Here is a 24,651-nt window from a genome sequence, read left to right as displayed (position 1 = left end):
CTTCAAGCGAACAACCTAAACTGATTGCACCTGTGTGCCCCGTGTGTCGCCCGCCAGCAACAGTATATTGAACGTTAATACTAAGACTTTTACCATCTGAACCAGTTGAAACTCAAAGTTGGCTAGGACCTAACCTTTCAGTGGTAACTCACCAGTCTCAATCTTCACCATCTTGTTCAATCGTGACCTTTGCTTTCCTAGTAATACTCCTATCTTTCATTAATACTTTCTTGTCACTGTCATTTAAATCTAATTCCCATTTGAGATCTACATTAACGTCCTGATACCCTCCTCTTTCTAGGTGATTGTATACACTCCCACTACATTTAACTTCTGCACTTATTGTTTTAGGTATCTCTATATTTCATTTATGGGTTGGAGGCTGATGAGAATAGATTAAGAATTTCGATCTAAAAAATTTACTCCGGCTTTTGTTTTTAGTTTTTAAGTTTGTTATTCGACAGTTTTGTTTAGGGAACATTTCACTTTTCGTTCCTCAATTTCGCAATTAGTAAGCGAAATCCCAACTTCTAAATCCTGACCTATATCTACCTTGTTATACGTTCCCCCTTCCCTTGCTCTCGTATTTTCGCTATAAATAAGCTCTTCCACTGAACCTGTTTTAATAAGACTATCATCCCCGCAAGGTATAGACATTCCTCCGTTTCGCCCTAGCCACCTTCGAATAGTTGCGATAGTGTAATGGATAGAAAAGTTCAATTTGTTACTTCTGGGATCAGTTGAAATCCGAAGTGAACTAGGACCGTATGTCTGAACATCAAACCATCAATCAAACTTGTTCCCATCTTGGTCAATCGTGACTCTTGCATTTTTAGTAATATCTTGTCCTTTTAATAATCATTCTTTGTCGCCCTCTTCTAAGCCTAAGTTTCACTTGAGATCCACTTCAATTTGCTGAGTTTGTCCTCGTGTTCCTGCTCGATGATCGTGAATATTTCCACTACATTTAACCTCTGCACTTATTGGTTCAGGTATCTCTATATTTCATCATTTATAGTTGCAGTATTAAGGTGAAAAAGCATAATATAGATTGAAAATTTATATCTCAAAAAATTTATTTTTCACTGTTTTAAGACCAAATAAAGTAACTTATAGTTTTGATTATTTCTTGGAAATTATTTACTTTGTATAAATAGAAACTAAAAATATTGTTCTTACGCAATTAATTATTCTTAGGGAACATTCAACATTTTCTCCTTTAACCTCACACTTCTCAAGAGAAAATCCAACATCTAAAGTTCCATCGTTACTTGGTCACCACTCTTCTCAACTCTTCTGTCTCATCGTACGACTGTACAAACTTCGTTTTATTAAGCCCCCAACAACTAAATCCGTCTATTCACAAGTTAACTCCCCGAGCTCTGTGTCTCCATAAGACCAGTACACGTTCCCTCCTCTAATTTCACTCGGAAATTCAGTTATCTTAATAATGATCACCTTTCCAATCCTCCTAGTTTCAACAACAATGTCCAATTTCTCATTTGCCTTTCCCTTTTTTAGGGATCATAAATCCTCTCGGTTGCCATTTTTTTTAATAGAAATGTTTGTTCTTTTTTTAATTGTTTTCCCTTCTTTTAATATTTCTATGCCACCTGTAGTTAGTATCATTGATCAACTAAGAGTTACGGTTACATTTTCCTTTCCTTTTCCCAGTAGATTTTGCGACATCACCTTCACAACTAACCTCTGCACTTATTGGTTTAGGTATCTCTATATTTCGACGTTTATGAAGACTGGATTAAAAATAAAAATTCTCTTTCAAATTTCAAAAATTTAAAAACCTACTCTATTTGCTTTTAAGTAAATTAATAAGAATTCATTTTTCTATCAGATCCTGTTACTACGTTTAGGGAACATTCAACTTCCTTTTCCTTAACTTCACACCTGCTCAAGGAAACATCAATTTTTAAAGATCCATCATTGTTCTTCTGGTAGCTTATTCCAGCCCCTTTCCTCATCGTTCGACTGTATATGTTTCTCTGTTCTTTCGTCATAATATTCAAATCTTTGTCTAGACAAGTTAGCTCACCATTACCGCCTGTCGTTGAATAAACTACCCTAGCTCTCCCAGTACTACTCGGAACCTCACTCAATTTAATAATCACCACTTTATCTCTTCTCGTTGGATCAGCAATAATATCTAATTTTTCATTAGCTTTTCCTTGTTTTAGGGGCCACAAGTCTCCCTCGGCATTCCTCCTCTTAATGTCAATAGTGGTTGTTTTACTTACATTCTTTCCTGTGTTTAACATAGACTTTTCATTATCACCTAAGATGAAAGATCAACTAAGAGTTACGTCAATTTTTGGTTTCCCTCTAGTTCTAGGATCTCACACATTACCACTACACTTAACTTCTGCACTTATTGGTTTGGGTTTTGTGGGGGATAAGAAAAATTTCTAACTGTTTTTTAAAAATATCGTCTTACATTGAGCTTTTATTTTTTTCAGGTTTTAATTTGGTATTGCAATTTGTGAGTAAGAAGTTGTTGGTTTTCTCGTTGTATGTCTTTTCGTTTTGGGGAAAAGATACTAAGTGGGCCTTTGTTCGGATGAAAGACTCCATATCTTAGGTAAGGGGCTCTAAAATCAAAAATAACTCTTCCAGCCCTCTAAGAGCTTGAGTAAGCTCGGTTCTATAAGTGGTGTAGCGGGCCTTATCGGCACCATCTCGAGCGTTGTTGGAGTTTCCATCTCCAACAATCGCTCTACTGAAACAGCCGATAAGACCCCGACCCATAAATGAAATATAGAGATACCTAAAACAATAAGTGCAGAAGTTGAATGTAGTGGGCCCAATTATGATTGGGGGGCGCTGAAGAAAGGAGCCAGAGGGGTCTCATTGAGATGAGTCGCTGATTTGGAAGATAAGGCAGGTGAGTTGACGAAAGATCAAATGGTTGCTATGGAAACAAAGGTATCTCTTAGATTGAATGGTGAAGAATGGAAGTGATGAAAGCCTATTCAAGGGTATGGGCCTGGTACTCTTTGGGTTTCGACTGGCTCCGGAAATGATACCTTCAGTCTTATTATTCAATACACAGTTATGCAGAATAGTAGAGATATAGGGACAGAGAGAGGCGTAGCGCTGACATGTCGCAATAGCGATATTAGGGTTACTGGAAGCAGAGGCTCCAGACTTTATAGTGCAAATACTAGACGAGGAGGCAGTGGTCTCTATAACGTTGTTGATGGCAGTGCTGAGATGAAAGTGACTCTTTCTCTTGGATCGTGTGAAGTTAAAGAAAAGGGAGTTGAATGTTCCCTAAACGTAGTAACCTAAATTACTAATAAGTATTAATAAAGGAACAGTTAATTAAAAGAAAAGAGGATTTAATCTATTTTTCTTGATTTTGATTCATTACATGCCCTTTGCAAGTCAATTTACTACTTTCTGCTTGTTTATCAATAGTGCAATTGGTTTCTGGATATAATTCTCCACTCATCTTACTCATTCAGAAAGGATACATTCTGCCAGTAAACTTAATGGTTTCACCATCTTCTAAGCGTACCCCTGAATTTCCCTGCTTAGTTGAAATATAAGTTACCTTTCTAAATCTATCCTTGATCGGTCTGGAAATATCTTTCTTGTTGTAATAAAAGAATGTTGGGGTATATGCTCCATCTGTTTTTTGGAATGAGCACACATATAAAACGCCAGGACCTCTATAACCATTTATTAATGTACAGTCGCTATATCCAGCTTCAAATAGTTTTTTTATAGTTTCTTGAACTAGAGCTGGCCCAGAACTAATAGGGGAGGTAATTGGGGCTGTCGCTGGGGGGGGCACTTCCTCTTTTAGTTCCACCTTTAATCCTTGATTTTTAACAACTACAGCTAAAGGATACGCTGAAATTCCTGTAACAATAGGTAATCCTGTTAAGAGCTTTGTTCCTACAGGCATTTAAGGGAGTTAAATCTGTGTCTATGGAATTTTAGAGGCAAAAATGACCTAAATTACTTAGTTGTTTCTTGTGATTTCAAACTGAATTCCTTTTTGTACTTCTTTTTCGTGACACTTTAAGGTATAGGATTTTTGCCCACCACTACCTTGACCATCTTCAGTGACACTGCAATCATTATTTGGAGTTAAATTTTGGTTTCTGAATTGATGCAATCAAGAAGGAGGGATTCTAAATTTTTCAGTTGTTCCTGTTGAAAGTGTTATTTCTCTTTTTGAAGGGTTTATAGAAGTTGCCTCAGCAACTATAAACTGAGAATCTCTTCTAGTTCTGTTGTAGTTATATAAAGAAGGTTTATTTGAATTATTTTTGCTAGAGCAAACAAATCATAAAGATCCTCCACTAACTGTATTTCTTAGCTCTGCACACCCTTCATATTGCTTTGTAACTATTATTTGTTTCATCAACTCTTTAGCTGATACTTTTGCTGGCACGCTAGTTACTGGGGGGGGCACAACTTCTGCAATTTCTTTAATATCTGTTACTTTGCTCTGAATAGCTAAAGTCAGAGGATAAGTGGAAACTCCAGCAATAGCCGGAAAGACAGCTAATACTTTAGTTATTCAAGACATTAGTGAGAACTAAGTCTTTTCTGTGATTTTAGGGCCAAATCCAGACCTAGATTATCTAAAAACCTAAATAATAAATCGAATCTTTTTAGAGTACTCCATCCCTTTTAAGTTTGGTGTCTTACAAGTTAACTTACTGTCTTGTAAGTCTTTGGTTATTGTGCAATGTTCTTCTGGTTTAATTTGAATACCTTTTCTGCTCCAGAAATATGGAGCAAACTTTAGGGTAAGAGAATTGCCATCTACAAATTTCATAACTGCAAACCTAGGGAGTGTTTCATCCCTTCCTTCAATGTACTCTACTTTCTTTATACTTTGTTGTTCTTTAGAGTTAGATCTGTTATGAAAGAAGAAAGAAGGATTTAAGGAATCATCATTTCTCAGACACACATAAAATAAGGAACGGCCTTGACTATTAGGTAATATGAAACAACTCTTATAACCTTTCTCTATTATTTGTTGCACTAAAGAAAACTCTTCTATATTTTCCCTGGGGGGGGGCACATTCTCTACTAATTGTTGAGACAATCCCTCTTGTCTATTTTGATGAACTAAAGTAAGTGAGCAAGTGGCTACAAGACCTGAACTACAAAACCCAGACAATCACTTTACTACAGAAGACACTAGCTATATATATTTATCTTTACTTGGGATTTTAGAATTCCAAAATAGCTAAAAATCTAATGTCTTCTTAGAACTGAATGTTGTGTTGAATAACATGGCTATGGCAGCTTAAGTTGTAGGATGAGCTTCCACTACCATTTTTCTCAAATTTACAATTCTGTGCTGGATTTAGATCTTTTCCTCCAAATTTATGCATTCAAAAAGGTGATTGTGTTAAGTTCTCATTGCCTCCTTTAACAAATCTAACTTCTTTTTTAGAAGAAATAGAAGTTACCTGTTGAATTCTGGACTCTGTATTTCTAGACTTGTCATAGTTGTAAAGAGCAGGCTTATTTAAGTTATTCTTAACAGAGCAGATATATCATATGGCTTTGCTTCCTCTAAATCCATTTAAGACACCACATCCTTCATAATTATTGTCCTTAATTACTTGTTGTATTAATACCTGTGGTAATTGAGCTTGAGAGCTAGTTACTGTTGGTTTTGCTGCGGGGGGGGCAAGATTGACTCTAACTTTTTTAATAAATATTCTTGATTAGCTGTTGCTAAGGAAAATACAGCCCCCGCTCCAAAAACTGTAGGAAGAGCAGTTAATAATTTAAATCCTCAAAACATATCTTGGTCTATATAAACTAATGTAACTGTGATTTTATTGGGATTAATCCCAATAATCTTGAACTAACTCTTAAGTAATTATTAAAGAAGGAAGATGGGGGCAGGAGAAAATAGTCTCAAATTCATTAGACACTAGATATTTATCCAAACTAATGCAGTCTTTAGTTAAATCCACAATTCTGTGCCCCCCCCAGAAATATTTTGAATTGAACTATTTGTTCTTTGTAGGTTTAAAGACAAAAAAGGGACAAAAGGAGAAACAGAAGCCAATGAAGTAATCAAGTGTTTTAGACTCAACACCTATTAGCTTTTACCTTCTAGTTGTCAGCTCTTTATATCTACTTCTCTGGTCTTCAAATTAAAAAGTAATTGCACTCTAACTGTATCCTCTCATTCTGAATTTATTAAACAGTATTTGTTGTTATCAAAAATACTTCAAATCCAACAATTTAAGTTATTTGTTCTAAATTTCTTTTCATTGTGATCGTAGTAGAGTGTCACAGGTTTTTCTTTTAACTTATTAGGTTTTTTGATAAAGACACCTAACTCGCCAGATTCCTTAAGATAATCAAGCTCTCAAGAGATTAACTGAAATTCAGACCCATCTGAACAAACCAATAATACTTGAGAGTTATTCTCCCGTTCTAAACTCTTCTGACACTTAAGACTATCAAAATAAGTAGTTAATCCTCAATAATAGGGGTTCTGTATCTTTCCTAATTGCCCCCCCCGCTTAAGGAGGTGCCAAAACTAGACTCTTTCCCTAAAAAGATAGAAATTGGAAGAACTGCTGAAGAGCTAAGCCCAGCAAATATTACTAAAGACTTAAGAGACACTAACTAGTTAAAGACTATAAAGGAAGATTCACTCATTGACTTCCTCAATAACCTCTACTTACTTTACAAGTAATGGAATTGGGCTTTTGCATGCCCCCCCCTCCGCAGCATTATCAAGTAGAATACAGTCTGAATCAGGCTCCAAAGAGATCTTCTCAAAAAGCTCAAGACCTAACCCAGTTGGAAGGCCATCTATCTTCTTTCTTTGGCCTCGCTCTAATTCAAACTCTAAGACAGGAACCTTATCAACCACTTGAAAGATAAAGCTTTGAATCTTTTGTGGTTTTTCTGATCCTTCTGTCTTATCTACAAAGTAAAACTCTGGTCAAGGAAATCCCTCTCTATTTTTGCAAACAATCACAGTATCTCTTACCTTTCTGCAATAAGTAACAAAGAAATTATCTAACTTTTTTAATTCAGACTCATCTTCTCCTACAAGACTTATAGAGTTAGAGGGGGCTGAAGTATCTTGTGACTTACTTAAAGACTTAAACAGTGTGTATGGAGTTACAGCTACAGAACAAAAAGAGGCAAATATACCAAAAGCTTTAATCTGCATTAAATAACTTAATTAATTTCTTGCTAAGAAGTTACTATTACTCGGCTAAAGAAATATATGTATATTCTCCCACTTTAAGAAATTTACAACTTAGTTTTTTTGTTTTTCCCCCTAAACTATTCCCGTCTATCTTGCAACTCTTATTTGGTTCTATAACTCAATCTTTTTCTAATTTTTTAAATTCTTCTGGAAACTCTTTAATAAGAATCTTTTCCCCATCTAATAATCCTGCCTCTACAACATTTGTTTGATACTTGTAACTTATTTCTTTAACTTGTTGTGCGTGTAAAGAGAAAGCATTGTCTTTCTTATCTCCTTTGTATTCAATCTTGTAGTAATAAAAAGAAGGGCCTTGATCTTCTCAAATCTCAGGACATACAAATATTGTTTCTTCTGAAATACTAAAAGGCTTACACTTTTCAAGTCAGTAGCTCCTTCAACTATATTGATTCATTCCAGATGACTCAGTATCAGAGGCGATTCTGGATTGACTGAAAGTCTTTTCTCCCTCCCCCCCCTTAGCTAAATGCATTGCTAATGGAGCTGTCGCAGAAATAGTTAAAAAAGGTATTGCTAGTCTCTTTAAAGGCAAGTTAATTTACTAAGGAGACTTAAGTGATTTAAAGCTATTGAAACTAATGAGATCTAGAAGAACTTTCTCTTGTCAATCTCTTTCAAATTGAATTGCAAAAAAATATCACTTTCCTTTGTATACATTTATAGAACTCTAATTAATTTTTCTCGGTATTAGATCTGTACACAATATCACTCAAGTTTCTTCAAGCAAAAATGAGTTCTTCCTTTTTAAATGTGTCTCAATCACTAATTCAAATGCTTCAAAGATCTTTGTTATCTGAAGGGAGCAATTGACTCGATATCCTATATGGAAAGGCTGTAAATCTAATTGAAGATATGGTGGGTTTCTTGATATCTCCTTCTTGTTTTACTGGGGAAACTAAATATGTAGCAAAGTGGCCAACAAAAGACCTAAAGTTAGGATCCACATTTATCTTTCCGCAATAAGAGATTTTTAGATTATCAATAGATTCTTTAATATCTGTAGTCTAATTCTTAGGTTTCAACCCCCTCCCGCGAGGACCACAGGCATAACAGTGCCTAGAGGAGCTAAGCCCCCTAAAGTAACTAATATAGCTTTGAAGAAATCCACCCCACTAAGCTGACTTACCTATACAGTGATCTATCTTTCCATAGCCTGTCACATAAAACACACCATCTATTATCTTTTCCTCCCTACTTTCTAATCAAAGGTAACTTAACTTCCTTATCTCCCTCCCCAATCAGCAAAACTAGATAACGAAACTGAAGAGACAATTGGATATTTAGCTGAAAACTTATTACCTAATAACAAATAAAAAAAAGGGGCAATTTAACTGATTCCTAAAACACCAAAAGACTTTCAAGGAGATTAGTAACTCAGGCTGTGAGAACTTTATTTTGAGTTTGAGTTTAAATAGAGTAAATCTAACTTATATATAGAACTTTTAGAATCAAAATTAAGTGTCAAATTCTAATAATTAATGAGTAATTTACAACAAGAATTTACCTGTGGAGATCATGTCTTTCAATTAAGAGAATGTTGAAAAAGAATTAAAAAACTTCAACAACACCTTAAAAAGAATAAAAAGGATTTTTACAGTAAGTTAGCTCTTGCCAAGTTACTTTCTAAGAGAAGAAGATTTCTTAGTTATCTAAAGAGAAAGTCTCCAGAAAACTACAGAATGGTTCTCAAAGAAATTACCAATGCTAGAGATGTTCTTTAAGTCCCAAAATAGAATAGCTAAATTGGAATTAATTGGGGGGCAAGCTAAACCAGGTCCTGCTTTGGCCAGCTTAGGAATTAATATGGTTCAATTCTCTAAGGAATTCAATGAGAAGAGTGCTAATAGAATGGGAGAAAGAATTCCAGTAGTTATTGAGATTCTTCCTTCTAAATCTTTTAAGTTTCAACTAAAAACAACTCCTGCAACTTCTCTAATTAAGAAAGCTGCATCCATAGAAAAAGGATCTTCAAACTCAAAAACAACAACTGTTGCGACCTTAGATTATTCCAAAATAGTTGAGATAGCAAAGATTAAGCTGGAGGAATCAAATACAGATAATTTAGAAAGTATGATCTCAATGATTTCAGGGACAGCAAGACAAATGGGAGTAAAAATCATCAAAAAGGATTTAGAGTAATGGAATTAAGAGAGGCTTTAGAGAAGATACTAGAGAATAAAAAAAGTAGTTTTGTTGAGAGTGTTGATGTAGCTATTCTTTTAGCTATTCAGCCAAAAAAACATGAACAAAACATCAAAGAAAGATATTTACTTCCTAATCCAGTAGTTAAAAAGCCCATCAAAATATTGGTTTTTGATGAGTCATTGGGAGAAGAAGAGGCCAAAAAAGCGGGCATAGACTATTTAGGGGGAGAAGATACTATTCAAAAAATTCAACAGGGATGAATGGACTTCCAATTAATTATTGCCTCCCATCAATCTATGCCTAAATTACTTAAATTAGGAAAGATATTGGGACCAAAAGGATTGCTTCCTTCTCCGAAGAATGGAACTGTAGTTAAAGATACCAGAGAGGCTGTTGAAATCTTTAGAAAAGGGCAAAAAACTCTTAAAAATGACAGTGGGGGGAATGTACACTTATCAATTGGTCAAACTACATTCTCAATAGAACAACTAGAAGAAAACTTTACCTACTTAATTAAGTTCTTGAGATCCAAAAAACCTCCTACTGTTAAGTCCCAATTTATTAAGAAGATTTCCTTATCTGCAACTATGGGTAAGTCTTATGAATTAACTCTTTCAACCTTGAATTATTAATCAAATCTGTAAAATTTAAATCAAGTCTTCTCGATGATTTTTATTCTTAAGTTATTACTAGGAGGGCTTGCTGGAGGAGCTTTAATTGGCACTCCAATATTAGTAACTCAATTACAAAAGTCAACTCAACCTTCTTCATTAAATTCAAAGTTTCAATACAAGGACAGTAGAGGAGAAAAGATAGAGTGTCATGGTACTAGAAATTTTGGACTAAAAGTAGGTGAGCAAACTGTTTTATGAGCAACGATGAGAAATAGTGTAGAAGAAGCAAACAGAGACAAACATCAAAATAAAGGAATTATCTTCGATGGAGATAAATCTTCTTGTGACTTAGTTGAATAAATAAAGTAGTTATTTAGATTTTTTAGCTAAGAGATAATAAATTCGGGAATTCTCAATTTACTATTTTTCTCCAAAGAAATATCCATAAATTCTCCATTTTTCTCTTTTCTACAACTTAAAGGAGTCCCTGTTCCTTTTAATTTGCTATTGTCTCATTTACAGTCTTTACTTAGCTCTAGAGAATAATCTGGTTTTAGATTTTTAAACTCCTGCGGAAACACCTTTAATGATTCCTTAATTCCTCCACCAATTAATTCAACTATCAAAATATCTCTTTGAGCTTGGTAACTTAAGTTTTTAATCTCTGTTGCAGAAGTAAAATACGGAACTTTATGTTTCTTATCTTCTGCTAAATATTTCACTTGGTAGAAGTAGAAGTTGGGGTGGCTTTCTCCGCTGAGGTTAGGACATACAAATATTGTTTCTTCTGAGTTATTAAATGGTTTGCAATTATCTAACCAGTATTTCCTTCAATTTCAAGTTTCAGAGGTTTTCTCTTTCTGTTGTTGGCTGGGGGGGGCGGAGGCATTAAGTGCTTGTCAGATGAGAAGGAAAATGTTAATAATTTAGCTAAAGGAACAATTGCTGTTAAAGAAATAGCAGGAAAGCCAATTAGCTTTTTCAGCATTTTCTGCTTTCCTAGTTTTTAATTTATTATTTCTTGATTTCTTCAGAAATATGTTTAACCGACTTATTTCCTAAAAATTCCTACAGTTTTACTCAGGCTTTCTCCCCTTCTCTATCAGAATTAAGAAGTTCAAATTCATATAGACTCAAATACTTAGGATTCTCTTCGCTATTTCCAGAAAGGTTGTAACTATTAATAAGTCTCATTAAAAGTCAATCTTTTGAAAGTGTTTTGGACTCTTGAACTATCTTAATGGGACTTATATTGTGTTCTCTTTGTTCAGAAATTAAGTTCAAGGACTTACTTTCATCGAAATTTTCATCTTTAAATAAAGTCTTAGGTAAAAATATTTGTCAATCATATATTGACTCTTTATAACAATGAAGTTTCTTAAAGAAAGGGGCATTATAAAACACTCACTTTAAGTCCATTTCTTCAAATCCTTGAATTCGACACTCTCAACTTGTTTGTTCCCCCAATATCTTTAATGGCTTTTTAGAAGAACTGAAATTAAATCCTTTTGAGACCATATAAGCTAAAGGGGCAACTCCCCCTGCCCCAATCCCAAAGAAGGCAATTAATGTTTTAGGAATTATGCTCATAATCTATATTCCTCCCAGAAGTTCCAAAGCTCTTTGTAATCTTGATTTTGATTTTTCCAATCCTAATAAGAAAAAAATAGAGAATAAAGGAAGACCTTCAGCCTCACCAGTTAATACTAGTCTCAAATTGGTATAAAAATCATGTTTTTTTATGCCCAAAGTTACACAAAGAACTTTTAAGACTCTGTGTATTTCTTTTTCCTCCTCAAAGCTCTGTGGGCTCTGTTGAGCTAAAGACTCTAAAGTACTTCTGACTAATAAGGTAATTTCTGAAAACTCTTTCAATTGATTAATAACTCTTTCCGTTAAATAATCAGAGGAGTAAAAAGAATTAGCTAACTCATCTAAGAAAGTAGCATACTTAACTCTAGATCTGAATCTAATCGCAAACTCTCTTTTCTGTTCTAGGTTTAGTTCATAATCTTTGGGCTTACCGGAGAAAAAAGGCAGGACAAAATTCAAATACTGGTGAAGATCTAATTGATTCAAATAAGATTGGCTCATCCACTCAAGTTTCTTGAAGTCGAAAGTAGAAGGCGAGCTACTTAATCCAGTAGTAGAGAAATTTTTAATTGCCTCTCCTAATCTAAAGAACTCTCTCTCTCCTTCTGATCAACCAAGTATTAATAAGTAATTAAGTATTGCCTCTGGATAATACCCTTTATCCAAAAAATAATCTACAAAGTATTTATGTGCATCTTCATCTCTTTTAGAAATCTTTCTTCCTTCTTCAGAAAGAATTAGAGATAAATGACCAAATCTAGGTATTGAATCCTTTCAGCCAAATGCTTCATATAAAGCTAATTGATAAGGAGTATTAGAGATATGCTCTTCTCCTCTAAAAATGTCTGTGATTTTCATTTCATAGTCATCTACTGTAGCTGCAAAGTTATATGTAGGTAATCCATTGCTACGCATAAGAATAATGTCTCCTAATGCAGTAGCAGAAATCAACATCTTTCCTCTAACATAGTCTTCTCAGATATATACCTTAGATTGATCAACTTTAAGTCTTACACAGTGTGGAATCCCTTGTTCTATTTTCTCCTTAATTTGCTCTCTAGATAAGTTTCTACATCTTCCTGAATAAAAGTGGGTTTTTGGCTCTCCTTGTGTTTCGGCCTCACAAAAACATCTATATACTTTGCCAGACTGCAAAAGCTGGTTTATTCTATATATATACTTATCTAGCCTTTCAGATTGAAGATAAGGTCCTACTTCACCTGGTGATTCCGGAGATTCATCAGGAATCACTGACATCGAAACTAAACTATCTCAAATTTTCTTAACCTGTTCTGACTGATTTCTTTCTCTATCTGTATCTTCTATTCGTAAAATAAACTCCCCATCATGTTGCTTAGCAAATAAGTAATTAATTAAAGCTGTTCTTAATCCGCCCATATGTAGAGCCCCTGTTGGGGAGGGGGCAAATCTAGTTCTAATGGGCCTTAACTGCTCTACAGACATTAACTCATTAAATTTTTAATGTTATCTGTCATAGAGCTTAGAGTAGATGACTCTCGTTGAGAAAACTACAACCTCTGAAAATATATTAAGTTAGCTCTCCCACACTACACCAAATTACTAATAATTAAAGAGCTAAGACTAAAGAAAATACTGGTAAATAATGAAACAAGTTACTTCCAATATAAGTTAAAGACTGGTGATGTCATCTCTATTATTCCTGTCCCTGAAGAAGAAAGACCTAAAACACTCTCATACTCTAAATCTCTGAAATCAAAGGTACCTGAACCAAACTCCCTTCAAGAACAAATTGTTTTTGAAAATTCACAGCTCATTATTCTAAGCAAAAGGGCTGGTCAAATTGTTCAACCTTCCTCTAAATTAAGTTGTTACTCTCTAGAAGAGCTCTTACAGCTTTATCTAAAAGGGAAAGAGAATTCTGTTCACCTAGAGTACAAAGCTAAATTTGTTCACAGAATTGATAAACCTGTCTCAGGACTACTAATTGGTGCAAAGACAGCAAATTCTCACAACATACTATCTGAGGCTCTGAAAAATAGAGAAATAAAAAAGATTTACAGAGCTCTCGTGTTTGGAAATTTCCCCCAAGAAACCCAAAGACTCAGAAATTGAATAATAGATACGCACTCCAAAGTTAAGGTACTAAAGGAACCAACTAACGAGGCTAAGCTCTCTATTCTAGAAGTTAAAAAGCTGAAGAAAATTTTTAAATACAGCTATCTAGAGATAAATCTAATTACTGGAAGAAAAAACCAAATAAGAGCTCAACTAGCTTATCTAGGCTTTCCTATTCTAGGAGACAGAAAATACTATTCTGAGAGCTTTAAAGCCACTACTAAGCCACAAGAAATTAAAAGATTGCCTTTTAACTCTAAAGAAATAGCTTTGGTTTCTTATCAGCTAATATTCAATGATTCTCTCACAAAATCTTTGGAACTTCCTTCTTGTAGTTTTGCAGTTCTTTCTAAAGCTAATCCTTTACTTAAATTCCTAAAAAGCTCTAAATCTTCTTAATCACATACTTATCTAATCTTCCTAATATTTCTGAAACTTTATTCTCTTTCTTTAACTCCAAGAAAGCAAGAGTTTTAGGCTTAAATTCTCTCTTTTCGGTACCAACTTTCTCAATAATCTCTGAAGCTTTATCCCAAAGCTTATTCATGTGTTGTCTTCCGCTAAATCACTTCAGAATATGTGATTTATATTCCAGTCCTTTTCAGTAACCAATCATTAATAAAGTCAAGAAACCACCGAATACAGGAAAGCAAAGAGTATAACAAGCTATTCTTAGTTGCTTTAATGCCTTTTGTCAAGTAGTATGAATAACTATTAGATTAAATATCAAAGCAATGAATGAGATTGCTATTAACCCTAAATTAATAGAGATAAAAATAGACTCTCCAAAATTATCAGCTCTTCTGAAACTGTTAAATAATCCTCCTCCAGAAAAAAGATAATTTTGCCAAACAGTAGGACTTATAAAGAAAAATATCTTTTCAATTAAATATTTGTCTTTAATCTGACCAGATAAATGAATGGCTGAAAACCCAACTATATATAAGAGAAAAGAAAAGAAAGAAAGATAAAGAGAAGAGCCAAATAGCCAACTAAGTCTAACCTTTACTCTCTCTAAATCTATAGATTCCTCATCTCCCTCCCCCGAGGAGAGAGAGCTTAAAAAGAAATCGCTAAATCAAGTCCCGAACTTTTGCAATATTTTCTTGAAGAATCTTTGCTGAAGCTACTAATTTATTTTGTTCCTTTTCTTTAAGTGGAATTATTGCTATTCTTTCAATCCCATTAGAACCTACAACGGTTGGTACGCTGATTGCCACATCCGACAAACCATATTCACCATGTAATATTGAGCTAACTGGCAATATTTCCTTAGTGTTATAAATAATGGTCTTAAGAATCTTAGTCATAGCCACTCCAATTCCATAGTGAGTTGCTCTCTTTCTACTAATGATTTCATAAGCCTTCTTATAAACAACCTTTTCTAGTTTTTCTTCATAATCAGAACAACAAAACGGAGAGTTAGGATAACTTACTTCTTCACATCTATTAATACTTAAGCCTGAAACCTTCATTAATGAGAAGGTAACTAAAGAGCTGTCTCCATGTTCTCCGAGTACAAAAGCTCCTTCTAGGCTTGCAGGTGCCACATCCATCCCCTTAATCACCTCCACCTTTAATCTATTAGTGTCAAGTACTGTTCCAGAACCAATAACCTTCTTTTCATCAAACCCTGTTACCTTTTGGAATATATAAGTCAGAACATCAACTGGATTAGAACAGATAAGAACTATTCCAGAAAAACCTGAACTCTTTACTTGTTCTGCAATTCCCTTCATAATAACTGCATTGTCTCTAATCATTTGAAGTCTTGTTTCTCCTTCTTTTTGAGCCCTTCCTGCAGTAATAACAATAAATTGATAGTTCTTTAGTTCTTTGTAATCGGTAATTACCTTAATTCTTGGTCTGAAATCAAAATGTGGGATTGCATCCTCCAAATCTAATGCCTGTCCTCTAGCAAATTCAGTGTTGTAGTCTAATAGTCCATACTCAGAAGCAAGTCCTTGATGAATAGCTGAATAAAGAAAAGAAGAACCTACAGCCCCACAACCAATTACTGCTATCTTTACTGTTTCCATTGCCTAAGAGTCTTAATTATTTGATTTTAGTTCCGATACTTGGTCTCTTTGAACTTTTTCAATCACCTTAACTCTTTTCTTATTTCCCTTAAAGCTTTGATAACTAACTATTCCAGAAATCTTTGCATATAACGTATGGTCCTTCCCAAAACCAACATTTTCTCCCGGATGAATCTTGAATCCTCTCTGTCTATAAATTATCTGTCCTGCTTTAGCAAACTGTCCATCACTTAACTTTGCTCCTAAGAACTTTGGGGCTGAATCTCTCCCATTTTTTGTGGAACCAACTCCCTTTTTGGAGGCCATTTTTAATTCTTAAAAATATCTAAATTTATATTAATTTACTAGAAATCTTTAAAGTATATGGCTTTAAAGCTATTTGATAGCTTATCTCAAACAGATAAATATCTTCCAGAAAAACAACTTATTTCTATATATGTTTGTGGTCCCACCTTATATAACTACCTACATCTTGGAAATCTAAGACCAATAGTTATCTTTGATTTTTTAATTAGATACCTGAGACACAAAAAACTAACCTACAAATACATTCAAAATCTCACAGATATTGATGAAAAGATCTTTATCAGTGCTAAAAATAGAGGTCTAACTACCTCTGAATTAACCTCTGAATTCACCGTTTCATTCTTCAATATATATAGAAAACTTAACTTAATTCAACCTAATGAGCTCCCTAGAGTTAGTGAGCACCTATCTGAGATTAAGTGAATTATTAGTAGTCTAATCTCAAGTAATCAAGCTTATTGAGATAAAAGCACACAAACAGTTAAGTTCTTACAGCCAACCAAAGATAAAGGACTTAATTACTTTACTTCTTATAAAGATGACTTGATTGAAGAACATAACTTCGCTCTCTGAAAAGAGAATGTAAACAGTCCAGAAGATTATGAGTCTCCTTGATTCCGTGGAATTCCAGGATGGCACATAGAGTGTTTTGCTATGTTACACAAATATTTTGAGCTTCCAATCACTATTCATGGGGGTGGAGTGGATCTAAAGTTTCCACACCATGAAAATGTCAATTTGCTTTGCAGAACTTCCTGCAACTGCGAAATAGCAGATATCTGAGTTCACATTGGTCAAGTCTTAAATGAAGAAGGTAAGCTTTCTAAATCCTCTAATTACAGCTGAAAAGTAGAAGAATGTGCTAATAACTATTCTTGAGAGCTTTTAAGATACATATTCCTAAAAACTAAATACAATAAGCCACAAACCATTACACAAGAAAACTTAGATACTTGTTGAGCGGAATGAAAAAGTTTCATTAGTGCCCTCAACTACTCTCAAATAACTCTTTATAGAGAAGGAATAAGTGAAGATATTGAGCCTTCACATACTCAAGAATTATCCAAAGAAGTTATAGAGAGTCTTGAAAATGACCTAAACCTACCAGAAGTATTATCCCTTCTTGAAAGCTGAAAACAATCACTTCTAAATGCCATCAAAACTCACAACATAAGTGACATCATCTCTTACAAAAATCTTTTAAGCTTTCACTTAAACTGGCTTGGCTTCCCTCTCCCTAAGATCTCTCCTGAAGAATTTCATCAAGTTAAAACTTGGTTTGAGTTAATAGACTCAAAAAACTACCAGCAGGCTGATCTCCTTAGATCTCAACTTCAATCTAAGTTATTAATTCCATAATTCCCTCCTTAACCCTTTAATTTCTCCAAAAGCCTTTTCCAAATGATTGAAAAGAAACTCCTTCTTAACGGAAGAAAGGGTGTACTGGAAGTCATAAGAAATGAATCTCTAAGGAAACTAATACAAAATGTCTATCTTTCTTCTTCACAGCAACAACTCATCTCTGAATGCAAAGCATTTTCTATTCCCTACACTATCAAAACTAGAAATTGACTGGGGATGTTACAAAAAAACACAAACTCTAAATACAGTGATGTATTTGCTTCTCTCCACTCCAAAGAGCAACTGTCTTTTCAAGAGCTCATAGAAGAACTATCTACCTCTGATGTTCCAGAATGCATTGTGATGTTGGATAAATTACAAGATCCTTACAACTTTGGTGCTATTATCAGAACTTGTTTGGCTGCAGGAATTAAGTATTTAATCTACTCCTCAACTAATAATGTTCGACTAAATAACTCTGTCTTAAAAACCTCTCAAGGATATGCTCTACAACTTAATTTGGTTATGGTTCCTAATTTAGCTAATGCACTAGAGAGACTTAAGAAACTAGGTTTTTGAAGCTATGCAGCTTCTTTAGGGCCTAATTCCAAAAGCTATTATGAAGTTGAATTTAGTCCCAAAAGTATCATTTTGCTGGGAAATGAGGGAACTGGTATCTCCAAGCATCTAGAGTCTCTAGTTGATTGAAGAATAAAGATTCCTCTAAAGAATAATGTGGATTCTCTGAATGTCTCTGTAGCTAATGGAATACTACTTTATGAGTGAGTCAGACAGCAACTTAATTAGGATGTGTTTTTCTTTAATGGTTAGTTTCTTGGTACCCCAGCATCCAAGACATTAAATTGAAGAGAATATCAAGTAGTTCCTTTATGACACTTATATAACTTATCTAATTTAGGAATATTATTTCCTCCTCCCGATTCAAATCTTTTATCTGTATAGACTACTCTTTTTACTCCTTTTTCTCTAGGGCTTCAGTCTGAAATTCATAGTTCTCAATATTCTTTAAAGGTCTTTTGCATATCTTGATCAGACTGTAACTCTTTTCGAATAGTTATTGGTTGTCTTCCTGCCTGATCCCTATGTCTAAGTTTTTCAGGTGACATGGTAACTACCAAACTATTGGGAGTGGACTGATCAATGTTTGGAAAAATATAACGCAATAAATCATCTGAGTTACTAAATTCTTGCTGGTGTCCTTCCCCTATGGCCCCTCCGGTATATTGTGAACAGGAACCAATAAAACTTCCGTCAGCCTTACTAACTAAGATAATTGTTGGATCCAGATTTTTGTACCTATTCTTTTGACTTCAGAAATAATAAGCAGAAGAAGCTATTAAAGGAGAAGTGGAAACTACGCCTAAAGCTAGGAACTTACTCAATTAAGAATTTGATCTAAGTCTTATTTAGTTCCTATATATATGATCATCTTTATTTTTTCCAAAAGAAATAATGGATACTTTAATTCCTAGTTCAGATTCCAAGAATTCCACAAAACTCCTAAATTCTTTTGAGAAGTCAGAATATTTAGTTATCTTTGAATAATCCTCCTCTCAACAACTAAATTCTTTGTAAATAGGAGTTACTTCCGCTAGAGAGCAATTCCCCCCAATAATCTCTGAAAAACCAATTGGTTCATTCTTTTTGTCTTTATAACCAACACACACCTTAAAGCTCGACAAATTATCTTTAGAGAGCACATCCACCAAAGACAAAGAAAGTTCAGTCACTCCAGCAAGAGTTATTGAGTATTTCAGAGCATTTAGATCTAATCAACCTAATCTTCTAGGTCTTGCCGTATTAGAGCCATACTCTCTTCCTTTTTCTCTTATTAACTCTTCTATGTGCTTTTCAGCTTCTGTGAATTCTGTCGGGAGAGGTCCTGCGCCAACTCTAGAGGTGTAAATCTTGCAAGTTCCTATTATTTTTCCTAAAGAATTTATAGGAAGATAGGCGCCATGATACATTGAACTAGCAATGTTAGAAGAAGTAACAAAAGGATAAGTCCCTAAATCAATATCCAAAAGCATTCCTTGACTTCCCTCCAATAAAAAAGATTTATTCTTAGAGAGCTCTTTAGAGATAAAGGAATAGTAATCAATGAAATAGTCTTTTAGTTGGTTAGCTATCTCAAAGTACTTCTCAGATAGCTTCCCTGAATCAAAAGACTCAAAACCATATCTCTCAAATACAGGATTCTTTAACTTCAAATTCATTTCCAATCTCTCTTTCATGCTCTCTTTATTTAAGAGGTCTACTAACTTTAGTCCTAGTCTGGCGCTCTTATCAGAATAAGCGGGTCCAATTCCCCTTAAAGTACTTCCAATCTTTGAATCCCCTCTTAGTTTTTCACACAACTTATCTCACTCTACATGGAAATCAAAGATTACATTCGCCTGAAGTGCAATAAATAACTTACCTTTTAAGCTTTGTCTTAATAGGCTCTCTAAAGTAGCAATTTCTTCCAGTAATAGGATTGGATTGACTGTTACTCCTGGAGCAATAATTGCAGAGGTATTAAATATTCCAGAAGGGATACTTCTAAGAACACATTTTTCTCCTTTGTAATAAATAGTGTGGCCTGCATTATCTCCTCCTTGATATCTAACTACGTAATCATAAGAAGAAGAAAGTAAGTCTACTATCTTCCCTTTTCCCTCATCCCCGAACTGAAGTCCAACTAGTGCAGAAAGTTGAAAACTCCTACTCATTCCTTCCTAAATGATTTGAGAGAAGGGAGCAAGAATAGTTGATGAGCCCCTTTCCCCAAGTAAAGGGAAAGGAACTAAAAACTATTCAATAATTTCTGTTACTGTTCCAGCTCCAATAGTCTTTCCTCCTTCTCTAATTGAAAACTTAAATCCTTGTTCAATAGCAACAGAGCTAATTAATGAAACAATGATTGGGGAATGGTCTCCGGGTAGAACCATTTCAGTTCCTTCTGGTAGTGAGATTTCTCCAGTCACGTCTGTGGTTCTGAAATAGAACTGAGGCTTGTAACCTTGTCCGAAGGCAGTATGTCTTCCCCCTTCTTCCTTTTTCAGGGCATAAACTTCTGCTTTGAACTTAGAGTGAGGAGTAATAGATTTAGGTTTTGAAAGAACTTGACCTCTAGTTACCTCATTCTTTTCCACACCTCTAAGTAGAATTCCGGCATTGTCTCCCGGCAATACTTCCTCAAGAGGCTTTCTAAACATCTCAATTCCAGTTACGACAGCTTTAGAGGTATCTCCAAATCCAACTATTTCTACTTCTTCACCAACTTTCAATCTTCCTCTTTCACATCTACCAGTAACTACAGTTCCCCTACCAGTAATAGTCAAAACATCTTCGATTGACAACAAAAATGGTTTGTCAATTTCTCTTGTTGGAACAGGAATATAAGAGTCTAATTGGTCTAGTAAAGCTTGTATTTGTTTTTCATATTCAGGATCTCCCTCAAGAGCTTTTAGAGCAGATCCTCTAATTACTGGAGTATTGTCACCATCATAGTCATAAGAAGTTAGTAATTCCTTGATTTCCATCTCAACCAAATCAAGCATCTCAGCATCTGTAAAGGTATCACACTTATTTAAGAAAACAACTATCTTTTGAACCCCTACTTGCTTTGCTAAAAGAATGTGTTCTCTAGTTTGAGGCATGGGTCCATCAGTCGCAGAAACAACAAGTATTGCTCCATCAACTTGAGCTGCACCAATAATCATGTTCTTAATGTAGTCAGAGTGTCCTGGGCAGTCAACATGGGCATAGTGTCTAGTCTTAGTTTCATATTCTACGTGAGTAGTGTTAATGGTAATTCCTCTTTCTCTTTCTTCTGGAGCTCTGTCGATTGAGGCATAGTCTCTAGCTTCTCCAAGCCCTAACTTAGCACAATAGGTACAAATAGCTGCAGTAAGGGTTGTTTTACCATGGTCAATGTGTCCAATAGTACCAACATTTATGTGCTCTTTATCTCTACTGAACTTAACTTTTGACATAGCCTAAAAGAAAGCTAAATTTCTAATCTCAATTAAGTATTTTACTTTAAGTTATTTGACACTGTTCCAGCTTTGCTTTTCACCCTAAAAATCTCTTATTTAAGGAAACTAAATGTTCTTTTTTGGGAGAAATTAATCTATGTTCCAAATTAAGAATCTTAATACTTTCTGAAAAAGTTAGGAAAGCTGAACCTAAACCACTAAGATGTTCTGTTTGATAGATAGTTAGTGGACAGTCCAGACAGCTTGACTGTAACTCAAGAAAGAAATTATTCTTGCTAAGTCCTCCCCCTACTACTATATAGTTCTTGTTTTTATCAAAAGAAAGTAACTCAGTAGATACTCTAACACTATAAGACATAGACTCTAAGAAAGAAAGAATAAGTTCTCTTTCTTTAGTTTCATATCCTAAATTAGATATAGAGGCCAAGTAACTCTCTGGTGAAGAAAGTAAAAACTTACTGGATAATGTGGGAACAGAATAAGGAAGAGACTCCCATTTTACATTCTTTGGATCTAACAAATTATCTAAGTCTTTGGGCTTTATCTTCAATAAATTAAGAATTCATTCTAAAGCTTTTCCAGAATTAGATATTCCTAGTTCCAAAGCATAACTAGGTTGATTCTTTAGAACTCAGGCCAAACTAATAGATAAAGGGCTATTCTCAGGCAAAGAAGAGTAGATCTTTTCAAAAGACTTATTGCTTGGTAATAATTGCAATAAAAAAGCTCCTGTTCCATAAACCAAGGAGATAGGTAACTTCTCTTTTTCTTTTCTTAACCTATAAGTCGCATAAAGAGCTCCTTGTTGATCTCCAACAACTCCTTTAAGTACTAAGTGATACTTTCCGAATAATTGAATTGAACCTATTTCTTGGTCATTCTCACAAAAACTTGGAAATTTCTCCATCGGAAGCCCAAAGAAAGAGCATAAATCCTTGTCTCACTTTAAATCTCTTAGATTAAGTAAAGCTGTTCTTGAGGCTGACACATAATCAGTGACATAATACTTTCCTTTACTTAATAAGTAAATAAGTCAACAATCTAAAGTTCCCCACAGCCAATCGGTAGTTAAATCAGGTATTATCTCCTTGATTAAATACCTAAATTTTGGAGCTGAACAATAAGAACTGATTCACAGTCCTGTTTTAGATCTAATGGATTGAAGTATTTCCCTATCAAGAGAAGAAATGTAGTCATCTGTTCTTCGATCTTGTCAAGAGATTATGGGACTTAATGGTTCTAAAGTAGCTTTATCTCAAGCAACTACACTCTCCCTTTGAGTTGAAATAGATAAATATTTAGGAAGATCTTTTGAGTCTAATTGATCCAATAACAAGGAAAGTTGGTTCTGTAGTTTCTCTCAAATCTCAGTGGCTTTATGCTCAACTTTATCTCCAGAATATTTAGTTTCAAAGGGTGTCTCAGAGCAATGTAATTGTCCCCTTGAAGAGGAAAAAAGAATTAACTTAAAGGCGCTAGATCCTAAATCAATAGATAAAGTTACTTGTTCCTTCAATATTTCCCTTTCTATCTCGAGTTACTTCTTATTAAGAGTAATCTTCAACTGGCTTTCTTTTTCTTCTTCTTAATAATCTTCTAACCAACCTGATTAACTTAATAAGTTGATTCTTAATTCTACTAAGTGTTCTTAATACAGGCTTTACGAATCTACTTTTTTCAATTTTCTCAATTCACTGCTCAAATATATCTTTGTCTTGAACAGGCAGTATTAGCTCTGCTATTCTTTCCCCTCTAGTTTCTAGTATCTCTTCTGGCAACTAAATTGAACTTCTTATTAAATTAAGTAATTAAAGACTAATCTATTCTTTTTCTTTGGATTCTTTGGAAGGATCGACTTGAGTGTCATCAACTGACTCTTCTGCTGTAAAACTCTGAATTGTCTTGTCATCTGTTTGCTTTTCAGTTTCGCTGAAAGTTGATGGCTCATCCATAGGATTTTCAGCAAAAGAAGGATCCAAATCTATTGAATCTTCAGTTTCTCTTATCTTGGCTTGACTAGCCAATCTATCATGTGTTTGTTCAAGCAAAGCTTTTTGTGCAGATAAAGATTGTTCTTCTTCAGGAGTTAATTCCAATCTATAAGAGGGATTAATATGCTCATCAAATTGTTCCTTTGCTTTATCTGCCAATACATCTTTACTTGTTTCCTTATTTTGTTCAACAAAGTCTTTAACTAGTTTTCTAGCTTTCACAACTACCGCTTTAACTTGATCCTCATTTGTAAGGGTTGTTCCGGAAGCATTAAAGTGTCCCCCTCCTCCAAACTCCTCAGCTATTCCCTTAACATTTAGAGTTCCAACAGATCTAAAGCTAACTCTTATTTCATCTAACTTAACTGCTGCAAACAATATTCACAATACATTGTCTTCAATATTGGCCAAAGTAGACACTTGATTGGAAGTCAAAGAATAAGGCTTAAATTTTTCCACTGTCTCATTGTCCATAAAGTACCAAGCTAATCTTTCTTCTTGTACATAATTTCCTAGAATATGTCCTCTTAATCTAGCTTCCAAAGCATGTGTTCTTCTCAGATTACTTATTAAAAATTCTCTGTTTGCGCCAGCTCTTAAAGCTTTTGCCCCTAATACCAAAGTTCTAGGAGACACTTCTGCATTTGAAAAGAATCCACTATCCGTTAATAGTCCTAGGTAAAGATAAGTAGCTGCCTTACTTGAAATCTTTCACTTATAGTAATCACAAATCTGAATTAGTTGCCCACAACAAGCTGCATAGCTCCCATCCACTCACACAAGATCTGTGTGGTAATCCTGTTTTACATCGTGATGGTCCACTCTAATTACAGCTCCCCATTTTTGAGATTCAGGATTTCCAAAGAAATCTGAAAACCTTTGCATTCTATCACTTGTTCCTGAATCAACTATTAAAGCTAAAGAAGAAGAGTAATCAAAATCTAGAGGAATGTCATCAAATTCAAACTCCATTCATGGAAATATTCCTTGACTAGATCCAACTACATATATATTCTTTTCCTTGAAATTATCTCTAAGTACTTCTCTCATTCCAAAAGCACCTCCGAGGCAATCCCCATCTGGATTAACATGTGGGAATATTACTATCTGTTTAGCACTCTGAATGTAATGTGGTAATTGTTTTAAAAAGATATCTCTTTCTTTAGCTTTTTCAGAAATAAACCTATCTTCTTCGACTGCTTGTTTTTTGTTTAAAAGCTTTCCTAATAGAGTACTAATTAAAGACACGACAGACTTAGGCTTTTCTAAAGACACATT

35 protein-coding genes are annotated in these 24,651 nt (G+C 34.5%); 9 read left to right on the top strand and 26 right to left on the bottom strand.

The annotated features are described in order from the left end of the window. From DNK47_RS01505 to DNK47_RS01490, 5 genes are all read right to left on the bottom strand, one after another. The coding region (locus DNK47_RS01505) for a hypothetical protein (protein ID WP_146737509.1) at positions 1 to 481 on the bottom strand (481 nt) is incomplete at its 3' end. Beyond that, positions 454 to 906 carry a hypothetical protein gene (locus tag DNK47_RS01500; protein WP_112665301.1) on the bottom strand — a complete coding sequence of 151 codons (453 nt, stop codon included), beginning with the start codon at positions 904 to 906 and terminating at the stop codon, positions 454 to 456. The genes DNK47_RS01500 and DNK47_RS01505, both read right to left, overlap by 28 nt. 234 nt (positions 907 to 1,140) lie before the next feature. Continuing rightward, a complete protein-coding gene (locus tag DNK47_RS03455) occupies positions 1,141 to 1,320 on the bottom strand; it encodes a hypothetical protein (protein WP_220084653.1) in 180 nt (59 codons plus the stop codon). A 36-nt stretch (positions 1,321 to 1,356) separates the two neighbouring features. Next, positions 1,357 to 1,713: a hypothetical protein gene (locus DNK47_RS01495; protein WP_112665299.1), complete on the bottom strand. Its 357-nt coding sequence runs from the start codon at positions 1,711 to 1,713 to the stop codon at positions 1,357 to 1,359. 113 nt (positions 1,714 to 1,826) lie between these two features. Continuing rightward, complete coding sequence (locus DNK47_RS01490) at positions 1,827 to 2,357, bottom strand: hypothetical protein (RefSeq protein ID WP_112665297.1); 531 nt, start codon at positions 2,355 to 2,357, stop codon at positions 1,827 to 1,829. A gap of 283 nt (positions 2,358 to 2,640) precedes the next feature. On the opposite strand from DNK47_RS01490, the gene DNK47_RS01485 reads away from it, so the two are divergent. Then, on the top strand, positions 2,641 to 3,303 hold the full coding sequence (locus tag DNK47_RS01485) for a hypothetical protein (RefSeq protein WP_112665295.1): 663 nt from the start codon (positions 2,641 to 2,643) through the stop codon (positions 3,301 to 3,303). Positions 3,304 to 3,358: 55 nt separating this feature from the next. On the opposite strand, the gene DNK47_RS01480 is transcribed toward DNK47_RS01485, so the two are convergent. From DNK47_RS01480 to DNK47_RS01455, 7 genes are all read right to left on the bottom strand, one after another. Beyond that, positions 3,359 to 3,925, bottom strand: a complete 567-nt coding sequence (locus DNK47_RS01480) for a hypothetical protein (RefSeq protein WP_112665293.1) — start codon at positions 3,923 to 3,925, stop codon at positions 3,359 to 3,361. A 57-nt stretch (positions 3,926 to 3,982) separates the two neighbouring features. Beyond that, positions 3,983 to 4,555, bottom strand: coding sequence for a hypothetical protein (locus DNK47_RS01475; RefSeq protein WP_112665291.1), 573 nt, complete (start codon positions 4,553 to 4,555; stop codon positions 3,983 to 3,985). Positions 4,556 to 4,618: 63 nt separating this feature from the next. Further along, positions 4,619 to 5,176: a hypothetical protein gene (locus DNK47_RS01470; protein ID WP_112665289.1), complete on the bottom strand. Its 558-nt coding sequence runs from the start codon at positions 5,174 to 5,176 to the stop codon at positions 4,619 to 4,621. 471 nt (positions 5,177 to 5,647) lie between these two features. Beyond that, a complete protein-coding gene (locus DNK47_RS03450; protein ID WP_181454147.1) occupies positions 5,648 to 5,791 on the bottom strand; it encodes a hypothetical protein in 144 nt (47 codons plus the stop codon). A 303-nt stretch (positions 5,792 to 6,094) separates the two neighbouring features. Further along, the gene (locus tag DNK47_RS01465; protein WP_112665287.1) at positions 6,095 to 6,409 is read right to left on the bottom strand and encodes a hypothetical protein; all 315 of its coding nucleotides are present in this window, start codon (positions 6,407 to 6,409) and stop codon (positions 6,095 to 6,097) included. A 276-nt stretch (positions 6,410 to 6,685) separates the two neighbouring features. Continuing rightward, positions 6,686 to 7,186 (bottom strand): hypothetical protein, encoded by a 501-nt coding sequence (locus DNK47_RS01460; RefSeq protein ID WP_112665285.1) that lies wholly within the window; start codon positions 7,184 to 7,186, stop codon positions 6,686 to 6,688. A gap of 37 nt (positions 7,187 to 7,223) precedes the next feature. Continuing rightward, positions 7,224 to 7,778, bottom strand: a complete 555-nt coding sequence (locus DNK47_RS01455; protein WP_112665283.1) for a hypothetical protein — start codon at positions 7,776 to 7,778, stop codon at positions 7,224 to 7,226. A gap of 197 nt (positions 7,779 to 7,975) precedes the next feature. Between DNK47_RS01455 and DNK47_RS01450 the strand changes: the two genes are divergently transcribed. After that, positions 7,976 to 8,209 (top strand): hypothetical protein, encoded by a 234-nt coding sequence (locus tag DNK47_RS01450; protein ID WP_112665281.1) that lies wholly within the window; start codon positions 7,976 to 7,978, stop codon positions 8,207 to 8,209. Positions 8,210 to 8,358: 149 nt separating this feature from the next. On the opposite strand, the gene DNK47_RS03645 is transcribed toward DNK47_RS01450, so the two are convergent. Next, a complete protein-coding gene (locus DNK47_RS03645) occupies positions 8,359 to 8,484 on the bottom strand; it encodes a hypothetical protein (protein WP_258393897.1) in 126 nt (41 codons plus the stop codon). A gap of 240 nt (positions 8,485 to 8,724) precedes the next feature. Between DNK47_RS03645 and DNK47_RS01445 the strand changes: the two genes are divergently transcribed. Genes DNK47_RS01445 through DNK47_RS01430 form a run of 4 tightly spaced genes read left to right on the top strand, consistent with a single transcriptional unit; the run spans position 8,725 to position 10,365 of the window. After that, positions 8,725 to 8,967 carry a 30S ribosomal protein S15 gene (locus DNK47_RS01445; protein WP_181454146.1) on the top strand — a complete coding sequence of 81 codons (243 nt, stop codon included), beginning with the start codon at positions 8,725 to 8,727 and terminating at the stop codon, positions 8,965 to 8,967. Further along, on the top strand, positions 8,957 to 9,385 hold the full coding sequence (locus DNK47_RS01440; RefSeq protein WP_112665279.1) for a 50S ribosomal protein L11: 429 nt from the start codon (positions 8,957 to 8,959) through the stop codon (positions 9,383 to 9,385). The genes DNK47_RS01445 and DNK47_RS01440 overlap by 11 nt, the downstream gene beginning before the upstream one ends. Next, positions 9,385 to 10,023, top strand: a complete 639-nt coding sequence (locus DNK47_RS01435) for a 50S ribosomal protein L1 (protein ID WP_112665277.1) — start codon at positions 9,385 to 9,387, stop codon at positions 10,021 to 10,023. Before DNK47_RS01440 ends, DNK47_RS01435 begins: the two co-directional genes overlap by 1 nt. A gap of 33 nt (positions 10,024 to 10,056) precedes the next feature. Further along, positions 10,057 to 10,365, top strand: coding sequence for a hypothetical protein (locus DNK47_RS01430; protein WP_112665275.1), 309 nt, complete (start codon positions 10,057 to 10,059; stop codon positions 10,363 to 10,365). Between the two features lie 26 nt (positions 10,366 to 10,391). Here the strand turns inward: DNK47_RS01430 and DNK47_RS01425 are convergent, their stop codons facing one another. The 4 genes from DNK47_RS01425 to gltX form a co-directional block, all read right to left on the bottom strand. After that, positions 10,392 to 10,727, bottom strand: coding sequence for a hypothetical protein (locus tag DNK47_RS01425; protein WP_112665273.1), 336 nt, complete (start codon positions 10,725 to 10,727; stop codon positions 10,392 to 10,394). 92 nt (positions 10,728 to 10,819) lie between these two features. Beyond that, positions 10,820 to 10,993: a hypothetical protein gene (locus DNK47_RS03445; RefSeq protein WP_181454145.1), complete on the bottom strand. Its 174-nt coding sequence runs from the start codon at positions 10,991 to 10,993 to the stop codon at positions 10,820 to 10,822. A gap of 80 nt (positions 10,994 to 11,073) precedes the next feature. Further along, positions 11,074 to 11,595 (bottom strand): hypothetical protein, encoded by a 522-nt coding sequence (locus DNK47_RS01420; RefSeq protein ID WP_112665271.1) that lies wholly within the window; start codon positions 11,593 to 11,595, stop codon positions 11,074 to 11,076. Positions 11,596 to 11,598: 3 nt separating this feature from the next. Further along, entirely contained in the window at positions 11,599 to 13,062 is a 1,464-nt protein-coding gene (gene gltX / locus DNK47_RS01415) for a glutamate--tRNA ligase (protein WP_112665269.1), read from the bottom strand. Between the two features lie 18 nt (positions 13,063 to 13,080). Between gltX and DNK47_RS01410 the strand changes: the two genes are divergently transcribed. Next, positions 13,081 to 14,094, top strand: coding sequence for an RluA family pseudouridine synthase (locus tag DNK47_RS01410; RefSeq protein WP_112665267.1), 1,014 nt, complete (start codon positions 13,081 to 13,083; stop codon positions 14,092 to 14,094). On the opposite strand, the gene DNK47_RS01405 is transcribed toward DNK47_RS01410, so the two are convergent. The 3 genes from DNK47_RS01405 to rpmA are packed head-to-tail and all read right to left on the bottom strand — an operon-like array spanning position 14,081 to position 16,040. After that, entirely contained in the window at positions 14,081 to 14,794 is a 714-nt protein-coding gene (locus DNK47_RS01405) for a hypothetical protein (RefSeq protein WP_112665265.1), read from the bottom strand. The two genes, DNK47_RS01410 and DNK47_RS01405, sit on opposite strands and share 14 nt — an antisense overlap. Continuing rightward, complete coding sequence (locus DNK47_RS01400) at positions 14,769 to 15,734, bottom strand: L-lactate dehydrogenase (RefSeq protein ID WP_110555174.1); 966 nt, start codon at positions 15,732 to 15,734, stop codon at positions 14,769 to 14,771. Before DNK47_RS01400 ends, DNK47_RS01405 begins: the two co-directional genes overlap by 26 nt. Before the next feature lie 12 nt (positions 15,735 to 15,746). Further along, positions 15,747 to 16,040, bottom strand: coding sequence for a 50S ribosomal protein L27 (rpmA, locus tag DNK47_RS01395; protein ID WP_050815855.1), 294 nt, complete (start codon positions 16,038 to 16,040; stop codon positions 15,747 to 15,749). A gap of 57 nt (positions 16,041 to 16,097) precedes the next feature. Here rpmA and DNK47_RS01390 point away from each other — a divergent pair, with 57 nt between their 5' ends. Then, entirely contained in the window at positions 16,098 to 17,399 is a 1,302-nt protein-coding gene (locus DNK47_RS01390; protein WP_112665263.1) for a cysteine--tRNA ligase, read from the top strand. 42 nt (positions 17,400 to 17,441) lie between these two features. Further along, positions 17,442 to 18,188, top strand: coding sequence for a 23S rRNA (guanosine(2251)-2'-O)-methyltransferase RlmB (gene rlmB / locus DNK47_RS01385; protein ID WP_112665261.1), 747 nt, complete (start codon positions 17,442 to 17,444; stop codon positions 18,186 to 18,188). A gap of 20 nt (positions 18,189 to 18,208) precedes the next feature. Here rlmB and DNK47_RS01380 read toward each other — a convergent pair whose 3' ends face one another. The 6 genes from DNK47_RS01380 to DNK47_RS01355 all read right to left on the bottom strand — a co-directional run bounded on the left by DNK47_RS01380 (position 18,209) and on the right by DNK47_RS01355 (position 24,648). After that, entirely contained in the window at positions 18,209 to 18,784 is a 576-nt protein-coding gene (locus DNK47_RS01380; RefSeq protein WP_112665259.1) for a hypothetical protein, read from the bottom strand. Between the two features lie 24 nt (positions 18,785 to 18,808). After that, a complete protein-coding gene (locus DNK47_RS01375; RefSeq protein WP_112665257.1) occupies positions 18,809 to 20,113 on the bottom strand; it encodes an adenylosuccinate synthase in 1,305 nt (434 codons plus the stop codon). An 81-nt stretch (positions 20,114 to 20,194) separates the two neighbouring features. After that, entirely contained in the window at positions 20,195 to 21,379 is a 1,185-nt protein-coding gene (gene tuf, locus DNK47_RS01370; RefSeq protein ID WP_110555175.1) for an elongation factor Tu, read from the bottom strand. Between the two features lie 46 nt (positions 21,380 to 21,425). Beyond that, positions 21,426 to 22,898: an FGGY family carbohydrate kinase gene (locus DNK47_RS01365; protein ID WP_112665255.1), complete on the bottom strand. Its 1,473-nt coding sequence runs from the start codon at positions 22,896 to 22,898 to the stop codon at positions 21,426 to 21,428. 31 nt (positions 22,899 to 22,929) lie between these two features. Continuing rightward, the gene (locus DNK47_RS01360) at positions 22,930 to 23,160 is read right to left on the bottom strand and encodes a hypothetical protein (protein WP_112665253.1); all 231 of its coding nucleotides are present in this window, start codon (positions 23,158 to 23,160) and stop codon (positions 22,930 to 22,932) included. 42 nt (positions 23,161 to 23,202) lie between these two features. After that, positions 23,203 to 24,648 carry a DHH family phosphoesterase gene (locus DNK47_RS01355; protein ID WP_258393896.1) on the bottom strand — a complete coding sequence of 482 codons (1,446 nt, stop codon included), beginning with the start codon at positions 24,646 to 24,648 and terminating at the stop codon, positions 23,203 to 23,205. Between the last annotated feature and the right edge of the window lie 3 nt (positions 24,649 to 24,651).

The sequence above is a fragment of the Mycoplasma wenyonii genome (assembly GCF_003265155.1).
GTDB classification, from domain to species: Bacteria; Bacillota_I; Bacilli_A; order Mycoplasmatales; family Mycoplasmoidaceae; genus Eperythrozoon_A; species Eperythrozoon_A wenyonii_C.
This window is presented reverse-complemented; position numbering and strand designations above follow the sequence as displayed.